Origin of the sequence: Prauserella alba (genome assembly GCF_024171735.1) — a bacterium.
Taxonomy (GTDB): domain Bacteria; phylum Actinomycetota; class Actinomycetes; order Mycobacteriales; family Pseudonocardiaceae; genus Prauserella; species Prauserella alba.
Map to the genome: position 1 here is coordinate 902,284 of NZ_JAMTCH010000003.1, position 19,084 is coordinate 921,367.

At 70.7% G+C, this 19,084-nt stretch carries 20 protein-coding genes; 15 read left to right on the top strand and 5 right to left on the bottom strand.

Annotation, left to right across the window (positions count from 1 at the left end):
* Positions 1-22 precede the first annotated feature (22 nt).
* Positions 23-658 (top strand): hypothetical protein, encoded by a 636-nt coding sequence (locus tag LY12_RS04070; protein WP_253853341.1) that lies wholly within the window; start codon positions 23-25, stop codon positions 656-658.
* Between the two features lie 110 nt (positions 659-768).
* Here the strand turns inward: LY12_RS04070 and LY12_RS04075 are convergent, their stop codons facing one another.
* Entirely contained in the window at positions 769-1,890 is a 1,122-nt protein-coding gene (locus LY12_RS04075; protein WP_253853342.1) for a 5-methyltetrahydropteroyltriglutamate--homocysteine S-methyltransferase, read from the bottom strand.
* A 337-nt stretch (positions 1,891-2,227) separates the two neighbouring features.
* Between LY12_RS04075 and LY12_RS04080 the strand changes: the two genes are divergently transcribed.
* Entirely contained in the window at positions 2,228-2,587 is a 360-nt protein-coding gene (locus LY12_RS04080; RefSeq protein WP_253853344.1) for a DUF3817 domain-containing protein, read from the top strand.
* An 8-nt stretch (positions 2,588-2,595) separates the two neighbouring features.
* On the opposite strand, the gene LY12_RS04085 is transcribed toward LY12_RS04080, so the two are convergent.
* Positions 2,596-3,096, bottom strand: coding sequence for a MarR family winged helix-turn-helix transcriptional regulator (locus tag LY12_RS04085; protein ID WP_253853345.1), 501 nt, complete (start codon positions 3,094-3,096; stop codon positions 2,596-2,598).
* A gap of 243 nt (positions 3,097-3,339) precedes the next feature.
* On the opposite strand from LY12_RS04085, the gene LY12_RS04090 reads away from it, so the two are divergent.
* Positions 3,340-3,645: a thiamine-binding protein gene (locus LY12_RS04090; protein WP_253853346.1), complete on the top strand. Its 306-nt coding sequence runs from the start codon at positions 3,340-3,342 to the stop codon at positions 3,643-3,645.
* 98 nt (positions 3,646-3,743) lie between these two features.
* Complete coding sequence (gene trxA, locus LY12_RS04095; RefSeq protein ID WP_253853347.1) at positions 3,744-4,721, top strand: thioredoxin; 978 nt, start codon at positions 3,744-3,746, stop codon at positions 4,719-4,721.
* A gap of 106 nt (positions 4,722-4,827) precedes the next feature.
* Here trxA and LY12_RS04100 read toward each other — a convergent pair whose 3' ends face one another.
* Positions 4,828-5,448: a LysE family translocator gene (locus LY12_RS04100; RefSeq protein ID WP_253853349.1), complete on the bottom strand. Its 621-nt coding sequence runs from the start codon at positions 5,446-5,448 to the stop codon at positions 4,828-4,830.
* A gap of 89 nt (positions 5,449-5,537) precedes the next feature.
* On the opposite strand from LY12_RS04100, the gene LY12_RS04105 reads away from it, so the two are divergent.
* The gene (locus LY12_RS04105) at positions 5,538-6,011 is read left to right on the top strand and encodes an Lrp/AsnC family transcriptional regulator (protein ID WP_253853350.1); all 474 of its coding nucleotides are present in this window, start codon (positions 5,538-5,540) and stop codon (positions 6,009-6,011) included.
* Positions 6,012-6,093: 82 nt separating this feature from the next.
* Here LY12_RS04105 and LY12_RS04110 read toward each other — a convergent pair whose 3' ends face one another.
* The gene (locus tag LY12_RS04110; RefSeq protein WP_253853351.1) at positions 6,094-7,566 is read right to left on the bottom strand and encodes a neutral zinc metallopeptidase; all 1,473 of its coding nucleotides are present in this window, start codon (positions 7,564-7,566) and stop codon (positions 6,094-6,096) included.
* A gap of 123 nt (positions 7,567-7,689) precedes the next feature.
* On the opposite strand from LY12_RS04110, the gene glgP reads away from it, so the two are divergent.
* The 6 genes from glgP (at position 7,690) to LY12_RS04140 (ending at position 14,705) form a co-directional block, all read left to right on the top strand.
* Complete coding sequence (gene glgP / locus LY12_RS04115) at positions 7,690-10,245, top strand: alpha-glucan family phosphorylase (RefSeq protein ID WP_253853352.1); 2,556 nt, start codon at positions 7,690-7,692, stop codon at positions 10,243-10,245.
* Positions 10,246-10,285: 40 nt separating this feature from the next.
* Entirely contained in the window at positions 10,286-11,137 is an 852-nt protein-coding gene (locus tag LY12_RS04120; protein WP_372493446.1) for an ABC transporter ATP-binding protein, read from the top strand.
* Positions 11,138-11,200: 63 nt separating this feature from the next.
* Positions 11,201-11,980, top strand: a complete 780-nt coding sequence (locus tag LY12_RS04125; protein ID WP_253853354.1) for an enoyl-CoA hydratase/isomerase family protein — start codon at positions 11,201-11,203, stop codon at positions 11,978-11,980.
* A gap of 2 nt (positions 11,981-11,982) precedes the next feature.
* Positions 11,983-12,969: a class I SAM-dependent methyltransferase gene (locus LY12_RS04130; protein WP_253853355.1), complete on the top strand. Its 987-nt coding sequence runs from the start codon at positions 11,983-11,985 to the stop codon at positions 12,967-12,969.
* A gap of 45 nt (positions 12,970-13,014) precedes the next feature.
* Complete coding sequence (locus tag LY12_RS04135) at positions 13,015-14,205, top strand: class I SAM-dependent methyltransferase (RefSeq protein WP_253853356.1); 1,191 nt, start codon at positions 13,015-13,017, stop codon at positions 14,203-14,205.
* Between the two features lie 74 nt (positions 14,206-14,279).
* On the top strand, positions 14,280-14,705 hold the full coding sequence (locus tag LY12_RS04140; RefSeq protein ID WP_253853357.1) for a hypothetical protein: 426 nt from the start codon (positions 14,280-14,282) through the stop codon (positions 14,703-14,705).
* Between the two features lie 146 nt (positions 14,706-14,851).
* On the opposite strand, the gene LY12_RS04145 is transcribed toward LY12_RS04140, so the two are convergent.
* Entirely contained in the window at positions 14,852-15,346 is a 495-nt protein-coding gene (locus tag LY12_RS04145) for a carboxymuconolactone decarboxylase family protein (RefSeq protein ID WP_253853358.1), read from the bottom strand.
* Between the two features lie 180 nt (positions 15,347-15,526).
* Here LY12_RS04145 and LY12_RS04150 point away from each other — a divergent pair, with 180 nt between their 5' ends.
* From LY12_RS04150 to LY12_RS04165, 4 genes are all read left to right on the top strand, one after another.
* Entirely contained in the window at positions 15,527-16,438 is a 912-nt protein-coding gene (locus LY12_RS04150; RefSeq protein WP_253853359.1) for an RNA polymerase sigma-70 factor, read from the top strand.
* Between the two features lie 250 nt (positions 16,439-16,688).
* Positions 16,689-17,096 (top strand): YciI family protein, encoded by a 408-nt coding sequence (locus tag LY12_RS04155; protein WP_253853360.1) that lies wholly within the window; start codon positions 16,689-16,691, stop codon positions 17,094-17,096.
* Positions 17,093-18,244 carry an RNA polymerase sigma factor gene (locus tag LY12_RS04160; RefSeq protein WP_253853361.1) on the top strand — a complete coding sequence of 384 codons (1,152 nt, stop codon included), beginning with the start codon at positions 17,093-17,095 and terminating at the stop codon, positions 18,242-18,244. The genes LY12_RS04155 and LY12_RS04160 overlap by 4 nt, the downstream gene beginning before the upstream one ends.
* Before the next feature lie 231 nt (positions 18,245-18,475).
* Entirely contained in the window at positions 18,476-19,000 is a 525-nt protein-coding gene (locus tag LY12_RS04165) for a toxin-antitoxin system HicB family antitoxin (RefSeq protein ID WP_253853362.1), read from the top strand.
* Positions 19,001-19,084: the final 84 nt, after the last annotated feature.

Consider the following 19,084-nt stretch of genomic DNA (forward strand, 5'->3'; position numbering starts at 1 on the left):
CGAACGCAACAGGGGAGCGACGATGTCGGAGGCGGCGAACGAGCGAGCCGCGGTGGGCGGGTCACTGCGGGACAGTGTCATTCCGGCCGTGACCGGTCTGCTGGCCGGTGCGGCGGTCGCCTGGTCGTATTACGACGACGTCCTCCGCTCGTTGGCGCACACCTTCACGGTATGGGTGGTGCTGGCGGTTCTGGTCGCCCGTCGGCGCACGCCGGCGGATGCGTATGCGCGCGTGACGGCGCTGCTACTCGCGGCGGTCGCGTCGTTCTACGGTTTCCGCTCGGTTTTCTACGTGGTGCTGTACGGCGGTTTCTATCCGCCGCCACTCATGCGCCTGGTGACGTGGTTCGTGTTGGCGCTGGTGGCGGGCCTGGTGCTGGCGTTCGTCCTGCGTCACGTCGGTGTCGACGGCTGGTGGGGTGCACTCGCGTGTGCGGGCGCGATCGGGCTTGTCATCGGCGACCTGGTGCGCCGGTTCGACGCCGACGATGTGGCGCTGTTGGCGGTTTCGGGTGCGGCGGTCGGCGTGATCGCGTGGCTCGGAGTTCCGTCGGCGCGCCAGGCCGCACGGGTCGCCGCTGCCGTCGTGCCCTGCGCCGTGCTCGGATTCGGTGTCGTCCTGCTGCCGGACCTGTTCGAAGACCTCGTGATGTGGTGACGCCGTGACTGATCTGGTGGCACCGTGACTCGTGGCACCGCGACTGATCTGGTGACCGCGGGCGCCGTGCGTGCTTCGACCGCGGTGGTCCCGGCGGCACGTCGCAGGTGTCAGCCCCAGACCTTCGCGGCGGTCTCGACGATCAGCTCGAGTTTGCGGAGCTGCTCGTCCTCGGTGATGTCGTTGCCCTCCTCGGTGGAGGAGAAGCCGCATTGCGGGGACAGGCAGAGCTGGTCGACGTCGATGTACCGGGACGCCTGTTCGATGCGCCGGCGCAGCCCGTCCACCGTCTCCAGCTCGCCGCGTTTGGTCGTGACCAGGCCGAGCACGACGTACTTGTCCTTGGGGACGTGACGCAGCGGTTCGAACCCGCCGGAACGTTCGTCGTCGAATTCGAGGAAGTAACCGTCCACGTCGAGCTCGTTGAACAGTGCCTCCGCGACGAAGTCGTAGCTGCCCTCCGCGGCCCAGGACGAACGGTAGTTGCCGCGGCACAGGTGGGTGGTGATCGCCATGTCGTCGGGCTTGGCGGCGATCGCGGCGTTCATCGTCCGGATGTTGCGCAGGTGGAGCGTCTCGGGGTCGAAGCCCATCTCGGCGACGAGCTCGCGTTGCGCGGGGTCGTTGAGGTAGGCGAGGCTCGTGTCGTCGAGCTGCAGGTACCGGCACCCGCCTTCGCCGACGGCCGCGACCTGTGCGGCGTACGCGGCGCCGAGATCGGCGAAGAAGTCCTCGAGATCCGGGTAGACGCCGGGATCGACGGCCGCCCTGCCGCCGCGGTAGTAGACCATGCTCGGCGACGGGATCGTGAGTTTCGGCGTGACTCCGGTGTCTACAATGGACTTCAGGAAGTCGAAATGGTCCCCGAAGATCGGGTGGCGGAGACCGACCGTGCCGTCGACCTTCAGGCCCGACGGGCTGAACTCCAGTTCACCGCCGGCGTTGCGGAACGTCACGTGCAGCTTCTCGTCGCTCGCCGAGATCCCGTCGAGCTGGTAGATGAAGTCCATGTGCCACGACGAGCGCCGGAACTCGCCGTCGGTGGCCGACCGCAGGCCGACCTTGCGCTGCATGTCGACGACCCCGCGGATCGCCTCGTCCTCGACGGCTCGTAGCTGTTCGGCCGTGATGGCGCCTTGGGCGGCCTGCGTCCGCGCCTCGTGGAGTACGGCCGGGCGCAACAGGCTGCCGACGTGGTCCGCGCGGAACGGCGGTGTTCGACGCTGAGTCATGGTCGTATCGTCACACGGTCACCGGTACCCATCAACGGCTCCGAGGGCGAACCCGACCCCGAACACGTCCCGGGGCGGTAGTCGTTCCGGTCCCGGGACGGTAGCGGTGGACGCCGCGGGTTCGGCCGGGAAACGCCCCGCGGGGCAGCGCACCCGAAGTGGTGACAATGCGCACCATGCGGTTACATGTGGTCACTATCTCACCAGGTCACGCCGATGTTCGTGAGTACGGTCACGGAACCCGTGGGCATGTTGCGCGTCACTGGCGGCGTTGGCGTATACAGCAAGTGACGTGGCCGCCGTCCGTGGCGGCACAATCCGAGCGGAGGAGGAACCGTTGTCGAACAAGGCCGCCGTCTTGTTCCGCGTGGTCGCCGTGGCCGAGGCGCTGTCGTGGGCCGGCCTGCTGATCGGCATGTTCCTGAAGTACGTCGTCGAGCTCGGCGAGGGCGGCGTGCCCGTGCTCGGCGCCGTGCACGGCGCGATGTTCGTGGTGTATCTGGCCGTGACGCTGGGCGTCGCGAAGCCGTTGGGCTGGACGGCAGGCACCACCCTCACCGCGCTGCTGGCGAGCATCCCGCCGCTGTTCACCTGGTGGTTCGAGACGTGGGCGCTGCGCCGCGGCAAGCTCGACGGCCCGCAGAAGTCGCAGCAGGGCGGCACGGCGCTGTTCCGGCGGGAGCCGGTCGGCGTCTGAGCGGCGGCTCACTCCCTGAAGTCGCCTGCCGCCTTGCGCGCCTTGGTGAGTAGGTCGGTGAGCTGCTGTGTCTGCCGGTCGGTCAGGCCGTGGAGCCCGAAGTCGATGTCGGTGACGGCCTTCGTCGCGACCTCGTAGCGGGCGCGCCCGTCGTCGGTGATCTCGACGAGAGTCGTGCGCCGGTCCGTCGGATGCGGCAGCCGTGCGACCAGCCCGCCGGACTCCAGTCGGTCGACGATGTTGGTGACGCTCGTGGGGTGCAACTGCAGTCGTTCGCCCATGACACGCATCGGCAGTGCGCCCTGGCGCGAGAACGTCAGCAGGACCAGCGCCTCGTAGCGGGCGAACGTCAGCCCGTGCGGTTTCAGCGCGCCGTCGACCGCCGACTGGACGATCTGCTGGACCCGCATCAGACCCGTCACGGCCGCCATGGTGTCGGAAGGCCCGATGCGGTCCTCCCACAGTTGCGCCGCGCGGGCGATCGGGTCGAACGGCAACGGACGGTTCATGGCGTTCGAAGTTAGCAGCGCGGGCGGTATCGGCTGGCACGCGCCCCGAGCCGATCGCCGTCGCCGCCGTCCGCTGCCTCCCGGTCCGCCGCCGCCCGCTCTGTTGCCGCCCCGTCCGCCGTCCGCTGTCGCGGTCGCGTGTGCCGCAGGTGGTGCAGGGCAGGGCGCGGTCGAGGTAGAACACGGGGCACGAGACGTCCGGCGCACGTGGCGACCGGCACGAGAACCACAGGGAGTCCCATCATGATCGTCGCGTTCAGTGTCAGCCCGGCCGCCGCTGCCGACTCCGACGGTGGTGTGAGCGAGGCCGTCGCCAGGGCCGTCCGGGTCGTCCGGGACTCCGGCCTGCCGTACCGCACCGGGTCGATGTTCACCGAGATCGAAGGCGAATGGGACGAGGTGATGGACGTGGTCAAACGGGCGACCGACGCCGCAGGGGAGGGTGCCGCCCGGGTCGGCCTGGTGATCAAGGCCGACATCCGGCCCGGATACACCGGCCAGCTCGACGCCAAGATCGACCGGGTGCAGGCGCAGCTGCGCGAGCCGTGAACCACCGCGCACCCGCCTGCCGGAACGGCGCCGAGCTGCGGATTCGTTAGGATTCCACCAGTGACCCAGCTCCCAGTAGTCCGTGCCAGGATGGAACCGTGACACAGCCACGCAACACTCCAGGGGTACCGTCGGCCCTCTCCGGAGCGGTCGACCTGTCCGGTCTGAAGCAGCGCGCCGAGGCCTCGAAGCAGCAGGACGGCCCGTCCGCGGTGAGCGGTGAGGCGCCGCCGCAGCCCGGTGGGGCCGGTGGCGGTGCCACCGGTGGTGCCGTCATCGACGTGACCGAGTCGTCGTTCCAGGCCGAGATCGTCGAGCGGTCGATGAACACGCTCGTCGTCGTCGACCTGTGGGCCGAATGGTGCGGGCCGTGCAAGCAGCTCAGCCCGGTACTCGAGAAGCTCGCCGGTGAGGCGAACGGCGCATGGGTGCTGGCGAAGGTCGACGTCGACGCCAACCCGCGGATCTCGCAGCTGTTCGGCGTGCAGTCCATCCCGACGATCGTGGCGATCGCCGGCGGCCAGCCCGTCGACGCCTTCTCCGGCGCGCTGCCGGAGCCGGAGATCAAGCAGTGGCTGAACAAGCTGCTGGACGCGCTGCGCGACAAGCTGCCCGGGATCCGGGCTGCGGAGGAGGGCGCGGCCGCGGAGCCCGCGGAAGAACCGGAGGACGAGCGGTTCACCGAGGCCGAGCACGCGTTCGCCCAGGGCGACCTCGCCGCCGCCGAGGCGGCCTACCGGCGGATCCTGGACGCCGAGCCTGCCAACGAACAGGCCAAGGCCGCGCTGAACCAGGTGCGGTTCGCCGCCAGGGCCGCCGAATCCGACCCGGCGGTGCTCACGAAGGCCGACGCCGACCCGTCCGACCTCGACGCCCAGCTCGCCGCGGCCGACCATCAGGTCGCCCAGCAGCAGGTCGAGGCGGCGTTCACCCGGCTCATCGACACGATCCGCCGCACGGCCGGCCAGGACCGGGATCGCGTCCGGGAACACCTGGTCGGACTGTTCGAGCTGTTCGACCCGGCCGACGACCGCGTCGCCAAGGCGCGCCGCGACCTCGCCGGCGCCCTGTTCTGAGCCTGCCGGACCACATCCGTCCCGCCGGCCGCGGCCCTGACTGTGGCCGGCGGGACGGTCCGGCGGAAGCGCCGCGGTGCGGCAGCCGCGTGGTGGTCCGGAGTCGTCAGCCGAGGGTGCCGGCGAGCGTCGTGACGCCGAGGGCGGCGAGCGCCAGGCCCGCGCCGACATCGAGGGTGCGGCGCACCCGCGGCCGGGCCAGCACCGCACCGAGTGCGCCGAGCGCCGTCACGTAGAGCGTCCACCACAGTGCGGCACAGCCGATCACCAGTCCGCCGAGCAGGAGTGTCTGCAGCGGCACCGAGCCGTCCAGGCGTACGAACTGGGGCATGAACGTCAGGTAGAAGATCAGCGCCTTCGGGTTGAGCACGTTGCAGGCGAACCCCTGCGCGATCGGTGACCCGGTGCGGCGCACTGCGTTCGGATCGGCCGCGTCCGGGTGGCGGGACCGGGCGGCGAGGGCGAAGGTCACGCCGAGCGCCGCGAGGTATCCGCCCCCGCAGATGCGGAGGGCCAGCAGTACGTGCGGGTCCGTGGCCGCCGCGGTGACACCGGCCGCGGCGACGAGTGTCAGCAGTGCGAGGCCGCTGCAGATGCCGATCGTGGTGGCGTGCCCGCGGCGCGGCCCACCGGCGGCGGTGTTGCGGGTGACCAGCACGAAGTCGGGGCCGGGGATGACGAGCATCAACAGCGTGGTCGCAACGAACACGGGCAGTTGCTGGGGCATGGCAGGCTCCCGCATCGACGGGGACGGACATGCCGCAGCATCGGTGCAGAACCGGAAAAGTTCCACCGGGTCCGGTTAGGGTTTCCGGTATGGCTAAGAATGCCGAACTGGATTCGGTGGACGTGCGCATACTGGCGGCGCTGCAGAACGATTCCCGGATCCCCAACAAGGACCTCGCCGCCGCGGTCGGCATCGCGCCCTCGACGTGTCTCGACCGGGTCAACCGCCTGCGTGAGGCCGGTGTCATCCTCGGCTACAGCGTCCGCGTCGACGCCGAGAAGATCGGACGGCCGCTGCAGGCGCTGCTGTTCATCCGCGTCCAGCCGCACCGCCGCCCGCTGGTCGACCCGTTCATCCAGCACGTACTGGCGCTGCCGGAGACGCTGGAGCTGTACCACGTGAGCGGACCGGACGACTTTCTCGTGCACGTGGCCGCCGAGAACCCGCACGAGCTCCAGCGGCTGGTGCTCGACGAGTTCACCGACCGCCCGGAGGTCGCGCTGGTGCACACGAACCTCGTGTTCGAGCGCCGGGACGCGGGGCCGCTCCTGCCGCCCGGTTGACCCGCTCACCGCGACAGGCAGTGCCGGACCGGTCTCGACCGTTCGATCCCGGTCCGGCACTCGGCGCGGGTGGGGTGCGCTGCTACTTGTAGGTCTCCGTGCAGACGGAGGAACCTTCGAGGTAGCCGTTGCGCAGGGCCTCGATGCGGGCGAACCCGTTGGCGACCCGGTGGCCGTTGATGTCGGCGGCCAGCAGGCTGCGCGGCTGCAGCAGCTCGGCGATCGCCTCGTCCAGGTCGCCGGGGGACAGGTACAGCGTCGAGCCGCTGTCGGGGTTGTTGGCGAACTTGGCCCACGCGCCCACGAGGCAGGCCGTGCGCAGCCCGGCCTGACCGCCCTCGGTGGGCGCGCCGACACCCTCCTGGATGCCCTGCACGTACCGGGACGCCACCTCCGAGAACACGGCGAAGTCGCCGAGCCCCGCGTCGGGCGACTTCTTGCCGGTCAGCTCGCCCACCTGGTCGGCGGGCTGCCCGATCTTCTCGAGTGTTGCCAGGTCGATGTCCACCTCGTTGGCCTCGCTGCAGTACGACACCGGCGGCGTGGACCGGCCCTGCTCACACGCTCCGTCGTCCTCGACGATCTTCGGCGCGTCGACGCCGGTGGCGGAGAACGCCTGATCGAGGCTGCGCTGGACGTGCACCATGGTGCCTGCCGTGATCGGTGCCTGGCCCTTCTGCGCCTGGTCGGTCGCGTTCTTGAACGGCACCTCGGTGATGCGCTGCTCGATCTCGGCCTTGTCGATCTCCGCACACCGCTTGGCTCCGTCCTCGAAGCCGAGCTGCACCGCGTAGGTCCGGTCGAATCCGGAGCCGTGGGCGCCTTGTTCGTTGGCGTGCGCGCCGGGGGCGTCGCGGATCAGGAACAGCGCGCCGAGCACCTCGTTGACGCCGTCGGACGTCGACAGTTCGAAGTACTTGCTCTTGCCCTCGGCGATCCAGCGCATGTACGAACCGGTGAAGCAGTCGGCCTGCTGTTCCTTGACGATCGTCGACGTGCTGTCGTCGATCCCGGCCTTCTCCCCGAGGCGGGTCTGGACCGCGTGCCCGAACTCGTGGGCCAGCACCGCGGCGATGGCCATGTCACCGAACTTCTCGCGCAGCAGTGGCAGCAGGACGCCGCGGTCCCAGGCGACGAGGTCCTCCGGCGGACAGTAGAAGGCGTTGAGCGCCATGTCCCGCGTGTTGGTGCCGCAGACCTCCTGCGACTCGCCCTCCGGGTCGTAGGACATGAGCTTGTCGACGTGTTCGAAGCTCTCGGAGAAGTGCTCCGGCATCTGCTCGTCCCAGTAATCGGTGACGTCGGCGATCGAGGCCAGCGCAAGCCGGTCCTCGATCGCGTCGGTGGCGCCCTCGGCCTGCACGTCCGGTTTCGCCGCGTCGTCCTTGAGCCCGCTCTCGAAATGCGTCACGGGCAGGCCGGCGACGTCGCCCACCGTCTGCAGCTCACCGGTGACTCGTTCGCCCGCGCAGGCGGTCGCGGTCAGGGCCACGACGGCCATTCCGGCGATGATCCGTGCTGCGTCGATGCGTCCCGGGCGCCCCCCTGTCCTCATGGGGGTGCACCTTACTGAGTGGCCGGGCGCGGCACGCAGCGATCCGGACACCGAGTCCCGCCGAATGGTGGTGATCACGCCCCCGCGGCTGCGCGCCGGTGATCCAGTAGGTTGAATCGCAGCATGAGAGCAGTCCGCCGCTTCACCGTGCACGCGCGCATTCCGGACCAACTGGCGGGGCTCACCGCGCTGGCGACGAACCTGCGCTGGACGTGGCACCCGCCGACGCGCGACCTGTTCGCGTCGATGGACGACGCGCTGTTCCGGCGGATCCGCGACCCGTTGCGGATGCTCACCGAGATCCCGGCGGACCGGCTCGACGAGCTCGCCCGCGACGAGGCGTTCCTGAAACGCACCCGCGACGCCGTGGACGGACTGCACCGCTACCTGACCGAACCGCGCTGGTACCAGCGGCTGGCCGCCGACCACGAGCGCGTGCCCGGGGCGGTCGCCTACTTCTCGATGGAGTTCGGCGTGCACGAGGCGCTGCCGAACTATTCCGGTGGTCTCGGCGTGCTCGCGGGGGACCACCTCAAGGCCGCCTCCGACCTGGGGGTGCCGATCATCGGCGTGGGCCCGCTGTACCGCGCCGGGTACTTCCGCCAGTCGCTCTCGCTCGACGGCTGGCAGGTCGAGCACTACCCGGTGATCGACCCCGACGGACTGCCCCTCGAACCGGTCACCGAGGAGTCGGGCAGGCCCGCCATGGTGAGCGTCGCCATGCCGGGGGGTCGTGAGCTGCGCGCCCAGATGTGGAAGGCGAGCGTCGGCCGTGCGGTGCTGCTGCTGCTCGACACCGACGTCGACGGGAACGACGACGATCTGCGGCGGATCACCGACCGCCTCTACGGCGGCGATGCCGACCACCGCATTCGGCAGGAGATCCTCGCCGGCATCGGTGGTATGCGCGCAGTACGGCGGTACTGCGAACTCACCGGGCATCCGCAGCCGGAGGTGTTCCACACCAACGAGGGGCACGCGGGCTTCCTCGGCCTGGAACGTGCCGACGAGATCCTCGCCGGCGGCGGTCTCGACTTCGACGAAGCGCTGTCGGCGGTGCGCGCGGGCACGGTCTTCACCACACACACGCCCGTGCCCGCCGGTATCGACCGGTTCCCCGTCGACCTGGTGCAGCACTATTTCGGTGACGGTGCCCTGCTGCCGCACGTCGACCCGCGGCGGGTCCTCGCGCTCGGCGCGGAGGACAACCCGGGCATGTTCAACATGGCGCACATGGGGCTGCGGCTGGCCCAGCGCGCCAACGGCGTCTCCGCGCTGCACGGCCGCGTGTCGCGGCGCATGTTCGCCGGCCTGTGGCCGGGTTTCGACGTCGACGAGGTGCCGGTCCGTTCGGTCACCAACGGCGTGCACGGTCCGACCTGGGTGGCGCGCGAGATGACCGCGCTGCTCGGCGGCAACGACGAGGAGTGGGGCCACGAGGGCGACGGCAACGGCACGCGCATCGCGGCCGACGTGACCGACGAACAGTTGTGGGCACTGCGCCGGGAACTGCGGTCCAACCTGGTCGGCGAGGTGCGCAGGCGCGCGCGGGAGGCGTGGCTGCAGCGCGGTGCCTCGGCACTGGAACTGGGCTGGACGGAGCGGATCTTCGATCCGGACGTGCTCACCGTGGGCTTCGCCAGGCGGGTGCCGACGTACAAGCGGCTGACGCTGATGCTGCGGGACCCGGAGCGGCTGCGCGCCCTGTTGCTCGACGAACACCGGCCGATCCAGATCGTCGTCGCGGGCAAGTCACATCCGGCCGACGAGGGCGGCAAGGCGCTCATCCAGCAGATCGTGCGGTTCATCGACGACGATCCCGAGGTGCGCAGGCGCATCGTGTTCCTGCCCGACTACGGCATGCAGATGGCCCGCTATCTGTACCGCGGCTGTGACGTGTGGCTGAACAATCCGACGCGGCCGCTGGAGGCGTGCGGCACCTCGGGGATGAAGGCGGCGCTCAACGGCTGCCTGAACCTGTCCACCAGCGACGGCTGGTGGGACGAGTTCTACGACGGCAGCAACGGCTGGGCGATCCCGACGGCCGACGGGGTCGCCGACCCGCTGCAGCGGGACGATCTGGAGGCCGCCGCGCTGTACGACCTGCTGGGCCAGCAGATCGCGCCGCTGTTCTACGACCGGGACGAGCGCGGTGTGCCGAAGGGCTGGCTCTCGCGCGTGTGGCACACGCTGCGCACGCTGGGCCCGAGCGTGCAGGCCTCGCGCATGGTCCGCGAGTACGTCGAGTCGTACTACCTGCCCGCGGCCGAGACGGTCGCGGAGGCCACGGCCGACGGCTACGCCGGGTCGCGCGCGTTCCACGACTACCGCACGCGCCTGGAGGTGGCCTGGCCGCGGGTGCGCGTCGCCGACACGGAGTTGCTGGCCGACGGTGCGGAGACGCTCGTGGTGGGTGCGGACGTGCGGATGCGCGCCCGGGTGGACCTGGCGGGGCTGGACCCCGCCGACGTGGAGGTGCAAGCCGTGGTCGGCCGGGTCGGGGACACCGATGAGCTGGCCGACGTCGTGCACGTGACGATGGAGCCGGTGGAGCGCGGCGTGTTCGAGGCGCGGCTGCGGTTGCCGCACGCGGGGGCGCTGGGTTACACCGTGCGCGTGCTGCCGCGGCACCGGCTGTTGGCGAGTCCGGCCGAACTCGGCAAGGTGGTGTCCGCGTGACGCGGGCCCACACGCGGGTGGCCGTGGCCGGTCGGTGAGAATGTCCCCCGTGAACGCGGCGCACGACATTCCACGGGACGACTCACGCACCGGCGAGCCGGACAACCTCGAGGACCTGGTGGTCCACGCCTCGGGCGTCGGGGTCCGGCGGGGCGGCAACAAGTTGCTGACCGATTTCGACTGGTCGGTGGAACTCGACGAACGTTGGGTGATCCTCGGCCCGAACGGTGCGGGCAAGACCACGTTGCTCAAGCTTGCGGCGGCGGAGCTGCACCCGACGACGGGCACCGTGCACGTGCTGGGTGAGCAGATCGGCCGTACCGACGTGTTCGAACTCCGCACGCGGATCGGCTTCACGTCGGCGGCCGTCAACGTGCGCGTCCCCGGCGAGGAGAAGGTGCGGGACGTCGTGGTCAGCGCCGGCTATGCGGTCATGGGCCGCTGGCGCGAGCGCTACGACGAGCTCGACACCGAGCGGGCCGACGAGCTGCTGGCGGCCCTCGGCATCGCCCACCTGGCCACGCGCGAGTACGGCACGCTCTCCGAGGGTGAGCGCAAACGCACCCTCATCGCCCGCGCGCAGATGACGGACCCGGAACTGCTGCTGCTCGACGAGCCGGCCGCGGGCCTCGATCTCGGTGGGCGCGAGGATCTCGTCGCGCGGCTCTCGGAGCTGGCGCTCGATCCGGACGCGCCCGCGATGGCGCTGGTCACCCACCACGTGGAGGAGATCCCGCCCGGATTCACCCATGCCCTGTTGCTGTCCGAGGGCCGTACCGTCGCGGCGGGCCTGCTCGACGACGTGCTGACGGCGGAGAATCTGTCGGCTACGTTCGGCCAGGACCTCGTGCTGGAGCGCTCGGGTGATCGCTTCTTCGCACGACGCAGGTAAGCTTATTACCGACCGGTAGCTTCCGGTCGCAGGCACGTCGAGCAAGCGTTCAAGGAGGAAGGCGTGGGCGAGTTCGTACGACTCGAGGTCGAGGCAGGCGTCGGCACCATCAGGCTGGACCGGCCGCCGGTCAATGCGCTGAACAATCAGGTGCAGCGCGAGCTCGCCGAGGTCGCGAAGGAGGCCGCGGGCCGCGACGACGTCCGCGCCGTGATCCTCTACGGCGGGGAGAAGACGTTCGCGGGCGGTGCCGACATCAAGGAGATGGCGGCCAAGTCCTACGTCGAGATCAACGAGTTCGGCGCCGAACTGCAGGCGTCGCTGGCCTCGATCGCCGAGCTGCCGAAGCCGACGGTCGCCGCGGTCACCGGCTACGCGCTCGGCGGCGGCCTCGAACTGGCGATGACGGCGGACCGCCGGGTCGTCGGCGACAACGTGAAGGTCGGCCAGCCGGAGATCCAGCTCGGCATCATCCCGGGTGCGGGCGGTACGCAGCGGCTGACGCGGCTCGTGGGCCCGAGCAAGGCCAAGGACATCGTCTACACGGGACGGTTCGTCAAGGCCGAGGAGGCGCTGTCGATCGGGCTGGTCGACCAGGTCGTCGCGCCGGACGAGGTGTACGCCGCGGCGCACAAGTGGGCTGCGCAGTTCGCCGACGGTCCCGCGGTGGCGCTGAAGGCCGCAAAGGCCGCGATCGACGGCGGCCAGGACATGGATCTGCGCAACGCACTCAAGCTGGAGACGCAGCTGTTCACGGCGCTGTGGGCGACCGAGGACCAGGCCGCGGGGATGGAGTCGTTCATCGAGAACGGTCCCGGCAAGGCCGAGTTCAAGGGGAAGTGACCGTGTCCGACGCGACGGAACGTCTCGACCCGGCACCGAACCCGCACGCCAGCGCCGACGAGGTCGAGGCCGCCTACGCCGATCCGAAACTCGCCAACGTGCTGTACCACGACTGGGAAGCCGGCACGTACGACGAGAAGTGGTCGATCTCGTACGACGAGCGCTGCATCGACTACGCGACCGACGTGTTCACCGCGGTGGCGGGCACCGACACCGGGCCGTACCCGACCGCGATGGAGTTGGGCAGCGGCACGGGCTTCTTCCTGCTGAACCTGATGCAGGGCGGGATGATCAAGAAGGGTTCGGTGACGGACCTGTCGCCCGGCATGGTCGAGGTCGCGCTGCGCAACGCCGAGCAGCTCGGGCTCGACGTGGACGGCCGGGTCGCGGACGCCGAACGGATCCCGTACGAGGACGACAGTTTCGACCTCGTGATCGGGCATGCCGTGCTGCACCACATCCCGGACGTCGAGGCGTCGCTGCGGGAGGTGCTGCGTGTGCTCAAGCCGGGCGGGCGGTTCGTGTTCGCGGGTGAGCCGACGAAGGTCGGCGACTTCTACGCCCGCAAACTCGGTCAGCTGACCTGGTGGGTGACGACCAACCTGACCAAACTGCCCGCCTTGAGCGGGTGGCGGCGGCCGCAGGCCGAGCTCGACGAGTCCTCGCGCGCTGCGGCGCTCGAGGCCGTGGTCGACCTGCACACGTTCGATCCGTCCGAATTGGAGCGCACGGCGCTGTCGGCTGGCGCGGTCGACGTCCGGGCGGTCACCGACGAGTTCAGCGCCGCGCTGGCCGGCTGGCCGATCCGCACGTTCGAGGCCGCGGTTCCGGACGAGAAGCTGACGCTCAGGTGGCGCCTGTTCGCCTACAAGCTGTGGCTTCGACTGTCCGCAGTGGACAAGAAGCTGTTGTCGAGGATGCTGCCCCGCGAGCTGTTCTACAACGTGATGATCACGGGCACCAAGTCGCCCGAGCCCGTGGAGTCGTGATCGGCCCGCGCTGCGGGAGCGCAGGAATCAGGAGCACCGGAACCGTTGCCGTACGCCTTCTCACCCGACGACGTCGCCTTCCTGGCCTCGGCCGAGGGTGAGCGGGCGATCGCGGCCTGTGACGGGCTGGCGCTGACCGACGCGAGTTGGCTGGCGGACGTGACCACCGCGCGCCGTGCCGTGGGCGACCGCTATGCCCCGGTGCTGGAAACCGTGCTGTTGCGCCGGAAGGCGGCCTCCAAGCTGGACGGATCGGGCTCGTGGCTGCTGACATCCGATGCGTTGCAGCAGGCGAGTGCCTCCCCGGTGGCGCGGCATCGTGCCGAGCGGCTCGCCGGCCGGGACGTGCACGACGTGACGTGTTCGATCGGGGCCGACCTGGTGGCGCTGGCAGGTACGGCGGCGCGGTGCGTGGGGTCCGATCTCGATCCTGCCCGGTTGGCGATGGCACGGCACAACGTCGCGACGGCCGGCGTGACCGCGGCGCTGGTGCGTGCGGATGCGCTCGCACCGGTCACGCGCGGAGCAGTGGTCGTGGCGGATCCGGCGCGGCGGGACTCGTCGGGGCGCCGCGCGTGGAAGCCCGGCGACTTCGTGCCTCCGCTGGACGAGGTCGCTTCCGTCTACGCGGGACGCGACCTGGTGGTGAAATGCGCACCCGGGCTCGACCCGTCCATCGCGGGATGGGCACGTGAGGTCGAGCTCGTCTCGCTCGACGGCCAAGTGCGGGAATCGTGCCTGTGGAGCGACGGGCTCGCCACGGCCCGCAGGCGTGCGACCGTGCTGCGGAGCGGTACGGCCGGTTCCGCGACGGCGGAATGGACGATCACCGACGACGAACCCGACGACATCGGCGTCGGCGAGCCGGGGGAGTGGATCGTCGACCCGGACGGCGCCGTCGTCCGGGCCGGTCTGGTGCGGCACTACGGTGCGCGGCACGGCCTGTGGCAGCTGGACGAGCGCATCGCCTACCTGACCGGCGACGAGCCACCGCCCGGCGTGCGCGCGTTCCGGGTGCTGGAGTTCGGGCGCTACAGCGAGAAGGAGCTGTCGGCGATGCTGCGCCGTCACGACGTGGGCCGGGTGGAGATCCTCGTGCGAGGACTCGACGTGGATCCGAACACGCTGCGCCGCAGGCTCAAGCCGGCCGGAGCGGGCGAGGCGAGCGTTGTGCTGACCCGGATCGGGCGCAGGCCCACCGCGCTGCTCTGCAGGGCGGAACGCGTGCCCGCCTGAACCGGGCCGGTCGTCACCGAGGAGATCGCGCATTCCGCGTCCGGCGGCGCTCCCGGTGGGGCAGAATCCGGCGCATGGATATCGAGGTGTTCCTGCTGGTCATGCTGATCATGGCCGTGGTGGTCTGCGTGCTGCTGGTGATCGCGCTGACGCGGAAGGGCACGGTCGCGACCGTGCCGATGACGAAACGGCGGCAGGTCGTGCGGGTCGACGCACCACCGGACCACGTCTACGCGTGGATCACCCAGCGATGGCCCGCCGGCTTCTCCGTCGTCGACACCGACCCCGGGCGTGGCCTCGCGCTGCTCGACTCGGGCATGTCGCTGGCCACCTGGGGGTTCTTCTACCCGGTCCTGGTGACTCCCGAGCCCACGGGCACGCGCGTGGAGCTCGGCATCAAGTCGAAGGCGATCCAGTACGGCCCGCTGGTGACGCGGCAACACCGGAAGCTGGCGGACGCAGTGGCCGCCCTCACCCACGGTCGCGTCGAGGCGGGCTGACCGACGCGCTCGGGCGAGTCCGTCCTGCCGGAGCTCTCGATCTACGACGAGATCCGCGCAGGCGTCGTCTGACCGCTACGCCGTTCCCCTGAGGGGAGAGCCGGCCGTGCGGGGATACTCGCGAGCACCCCCGCACGGCCGTCACGTCACGACTGGCCCGACAGGGCGGCCTCGAACATGCCGGGCTGGTAGGACCCGCCCCGCTGGTGGACGATCACGGCCAGCCGGTTGGCCGCGTTGATCAGGCCGAGGAGCGCCACGAGCGCCGCGGTCTGATCGTCGTCGTAGTGTTCGCGCACCGCGGCCCACGTCTCGTCCGACACGCCCTGGTGGGCGTCGGCGAGCCGGGTGCCCTCCTCCGCGAAGGCCAGCGCCGCCCGCTCGGCCGCCGTGAACACCGTGGTCTCCCGCCAGACGGCGACGAGGTTGAGCCGCTCGGCGCTCTCCCCGTGGGCGGCGGCCTCCTTGGTGTGCATGTCGACGCACCAGCCGCAGCCGTTGATCTGGCTGGCGCGCAGCGAGACGAGTTCCTGGACGGACGTCGGCAGCGGCGACTCGGTGATGACGGCGCCCGCATTGGCGAACCGTTTGGCGAACTTCAGCGCGACGTCGTTGCCGAACATGTCGAATCGGGTTTCCATGGCGGTGTCCTCCTCGTGTGTCGGATGGATGACCACACGACGCCGGTGGCGGGCACGTTGTGACAGCGGCCGGGTGACGGGCACCGCCCCCAACGTTCGCGGCGCCGCAGGCCGCGGGCGGCCTGTCACACCGAGGACGCTCGCGGCGTCGTAGGGGTGTCGTCACCGAAGGGAGACCTCATGACCGGCATCGCGCACCCGCCGTCACCGAACGCCGACACGGCCACCGAGGTGTTCGTGGCCCACCGGAACCTGCTGTTCACGGTCGCCTACGAGATGCTCGGATCGGCCGCCGACGCCGAGGACGTGCTTCAGGAGACGTGGCTGAAGTGGACCGGGGTCGAGTTGGCCCGGGTGCGTGACCGGCGGGCGTATCTGGTGCGGATCACGACGAGGCAGGCGCTCACGAGGATGCGCGCACTCGGCAGGCGGAAGGAGGCCTACGTCGGTGCGTGGCTGCCCGAACCGCTGACCACCGTGTCCGACGTGGCCGAGGACGTGGAGCTGGCCGAGAGCGTGTCGATGGCGATGCTGCTGGTGCTGGAGACGCTCTCGCCGACCGAACGTGCGGTGTTCGTGCTGCGGGACGTGTTCGCCGTCGACTACGAGGAGATCGCCGACGCGGTCGGCAAGAACGCTGCCGCGGTCCGGCAGATCGCCCACCGGGCGCGCGGGCACGTGAGCGCGCGCAGGCCACGGGGTCCGGCCTCCCCGGACGAGGCGCGGCGGGCGCTCGACGCGTTCCGCCGTGCGGTCGACACGGGTGACCTGCAAGGCCTGCTCGACATCCTGGCTCCGGACGTCGTGCTCATCGGTGACGGCGGAGGACTCGCGCAGGCGGTGCCGAACCCGATCGTGGGCTCGGACAAGGTGGGCAGGGTCCTCGCGGCCGGTGCATGGCGGGTGCCCGACATCGGCACGCTGGCCCCGGCGAGCGTCAACGGCCACCCCGCGCTCGTGCTGTGGCGCGGGGACGAGGTCGACACGGTCGTGGCGGTGCGCATCGACGACGGACTGGTGACCGGTCTCTACGGGGTACGCAACCCGGAGAAGCTCTCCCACATTCGCAGCGCGACGGCCCTGAGCCGCTGAGCCACCGAGCCGAGTCGGAGCCTGAGCCGCTGAGCCGCGGGGCTGCTGGGCTGCGGAGCTGCCGGGCTGTGGGGCGGGCGCCGAACGGCCGTGCCTCCCGAACCTCGAACGGCCCGCGTCCGGGGGTTCGGGAGGCGCCGCGAAAAAAATCAGGGAAAAACCTCGGTCGTCGTGTCGAGAATGGGGAGTCGGCTCCGTCCCAGGGACACGAGCGGCCACCAGGTGTCGCATGCGACGAAGGAGAGAGACCATGAAGTACCTGCTGCTGAAGCACTACCGGGGCGGACCGGAGCCGGTCGTCGACTACGAAACGATCGACCACTGGAGCCCGGACGAGGTCGACGCGCACATGCGTTACATGAGCGATTTCGCGTCGAAACTCGAAGCCACGGGTGAGTTCGTCGACGCCCAGGCGCTGGCTCCCGAGGGCACGTTCGTGCGCTACGACGGAGAAGGGCGCCCGCCCGTGACGGACGGGCCGTTCGCCGAGACCAAGGATCTCGTCGCGGGCTGGATGGTGATCGACGTCGAGTCCCACGAGCGGGCGCTCGAACTGGCGGGGGAGTTGTCGGCCGCACCCGGACCGGGCGGCGAACCGATCCACGAATGGCTCGAACTGCGGCCGTTCATGTCGAACAAGGCCGAGACCGCCGAGTGAACCCGTCGGCGCTGCGGGAGCTGGTGCCCGCGGTGATCGGGGTACTGGTCCGGCGCGGGGCGGATTTCGCCTCGGCCGAGGACGCGGTGCAGGAAGCCGTGATCCGGGCGTTGGAGACGTGGTCCGACGACCCGTCCAGGGGAGACCCCGTGCGTGACCCCAAGGCCTGGCTGATCGCGACGTCGTGGCGCCGGTTCCTCGACGCCGCGCGCGCCGAGGAGTCGCGGCGGGGGCGTGAGGCCGTGGTGGCGGCCGAGCCCCCGCCGGGGCCGGGGCCGGCCGCGGACGACACGCTGCGGCTGTACTTCCTCTGTGCGCACCCGTCGCTGACGCCCGCGTCTGCGGTCGCGCTGACGCTGCGTGCGGTCGGCGGGCTCACCACGCAGCAGATCGCGGCCGCCTACCTCGTTCCCGAGGCGACGATGGCCCAGCGCATCAGCAGGGCGAAGCGGCGCATCGCGGGGCAGTCGCTGGACCGGGCCGGTGACCCGGCCACGGTGCTTCGGGTGCTGTATCTCGTTTTCAACGAGGGTTACGGCGGTGACGTCGACCTGGCCGCGGAGGCCATCCGGCTCACCCGGCAGCTCGCCGCGCTGACCGACGAGCCGGAGGTGGCCGGTCTGCTGGCGCTCATGCTGCTGCACCATGCACGTCGCGACGCCCGCACCGACGCCGACGGGCGGCTCGTTCCGTTGGCGGAGCAGGATCGCCGCCGGTGGGACACCGGGCTGATCGCGGAGGGCGTGGAGATCCTGCAGACCGCGCTGGCGCGGGACCGGCTCGGTGAGTACCAGGCACAGGCGGCGATCGCCGCGTTGCACGCCGACGCCCCGGCGCCGGCCGAGACGGACTGGCCGCAGATCGTCGAGTGGTACGACGAACTGCTGCGGCTCACCGGCAGCCCGGTGGTGCAGTTGAACCGGGCCGTGGCGGTGGGGGAGGCCGACGGGCCGCGTGCGGGGCTGGCGGCGCTGGGTGAGGTGGATCCGGGGCTGCCCCGCCACACCGCCGCGTCGGCCTACCTGCACGAGCGCGCCGGCGAGATCGGGCGCGCGGCGGACCTGTACGCCGAGGCGGCCCGCTCCGCCACGAGCGTTCCCGAGCGCGATCACCTCATCCGGCGGGCCGCACGGCTGCGGGGCTCGTGACCGAGCTGGCGGTGGACACGCAGCACGGCGGCCCTCCGTTCGTCGCGGCGCGCGCCCCCGGAGCCATCGGATGAGCCAGATTGAGCCATTCGTGATGCCGCCCCGTTTCACCGGACAACGCCGATGTTTTCCCTGTTAGGAGCGCTCGGTGCGGCTTCTTGCGCGGACTCTCGACGCAGCATGAGTCGGCTGGGGGTTGATATGGCATCACTGTGATGCCATAGTTGAGCCATGGAGTTGAACGTGTACGTGGACAACCTCGGTCGTGAGTTCGCCGCGCTCGCCGATGCCGGCGGCGAGGAAGCTCGCGCGCTGGTCGAGCGGCTGGCGGGTTCGCTCGAATCGGCGATCCGGATGACGCTGCTCGACGCGTTGTCGGGCGCTGCCGACGAGATCACCCGGGACCTGGCTCCCGGTGCGGTCGAACTGCGGTTGCGTGGCCGTGATCCCGAGTTCGTCGTGACGCCGACGCCCGAAGCGTCGGGGGCAGCCGGAGACCGCACGCCGGCGGTGGCGGGAAGGTCCGACGCTGCGGTCTCGATCGCGGAGGACGGCCCGACGACGCGGATCAACGTCCGCCTGCCCGAGAGGCTGAAGGCTGCGGTGGAAGAGGCCGCGGCCGAGGAGGGGCGGTCGGTCAACGCCTGGCTGGTGCGGGCCGCTGCGGCGGCTCTCGGTGGCGAGGACGACGGGCACCGGGGTGGTGCCGCGCCGGGCGTCCGGTCGCGGCAGCAGTTCACCGGTTGGGTGCGTTGACCGGTCCACACGCTTGCACGTGCTCCAACGTCAGCACGACCTTGCCCGGCCCCCGGCTGCCCGGCCGGAGGTGCCGGCACGTGA

Bases quoted from the DNA above. Each gene is read 5' to 3' on its own strand.
- LY12_RS04155 (WP_253853360.1), top strand. From the start codon at position 16,689: ATGAAGTACCTGCTGCTGAAGCACTACCGGGGCGGACCGGAGCCGGTC.
- LY12_RS04075 (WP_253853342.1), bottom strand. From the start codon at position 1,890: ATGACTCAGCGTCGAACACCGCCGTTCCGCGCGGACCACGTCGGCAGC.
- LY12_RS04070 (WP_253853341.1), top strand. From the start codon at position 23: ATGTCGGAGGCGGCGAACGAGCGAGCCGCGGTGGGCGGGTCACTGCGG.
- LY12_RS04120 (WP_372493446.1), top strand. From the start codon at position 10,286: ATGTCCCCCGTGAACGCGGCGCACGACATTCCACGGGACGACTCACGC.
- LY12_RS04085 (WP_253853345.1), bottom strand. From the start codon at position 3,096: ATGAACCGTCCGTTGCCGTTCGACCCGATCGCCCGCGCGGCGCAACTG.
- glgP (WP_253853352.1), top strand. From the start codon at position 7,690: ATGAGAGCAGTCCGCCGCTTCACCGTGCACGCGCGCATTCCGGACCAA.
- LY12_RS04100 (WP_253853349.1), bottom strand. From the start codon at position 5,448: ATGCCCCAGCAACTGCCCGTGTTCGTTGCGACCACGCTGTTGATGCTC.
- LY12_RS04110 (WP_253853351.1), bottom strand. From the start codon at position 7,566: ATGAGGACAGGGGGGCGCCCGGGACGCATCGACGCAGCACGGATCATC.
- LY12_RS04145 (WP_253853358.1), bottom strand. From the start codon at position 15,346: ATGGAAACCCGATTCGACATGTTCGGCAACGACGTCGCGCTGAAGTTC.
- LY12_RS04150 (WP_253853359.1), top strand. From the start codon at position 15,527: ATGACCGGCATCGCGCACCCGCCGTCACCGAACGCCGACACGGCCACC.
- LY12_RS04105 (WP_253853350.1), top strand. From the start codon at position 5,538: ATGGCTAAGAATGCCGAACTGGATTCGGTGGACGTGCGCATACTGGCG.
- LY12_RS04140 (WP_253853357.1), top strand. From the start codon at position 14,280: ATGGATATCGAGGTGTTCCTGCTGGTCATGCTGATCATGGCCGTGGTG.
- LY12_RS04090 (WP_253853346.1), top strand. From the start codon at position 3,340: ATGATCGTCGCGTTCAGTGTCAGCCCGGCCGCCGCTGCCGACTCCGAC.
- LY12_RS04165 (WP_253853362.1), top strand. From the start codon at position 18,476: ATGGAGTTGAACGTGTACGTGGACAACCTCGGTCGTGAGTTCGCCGCG.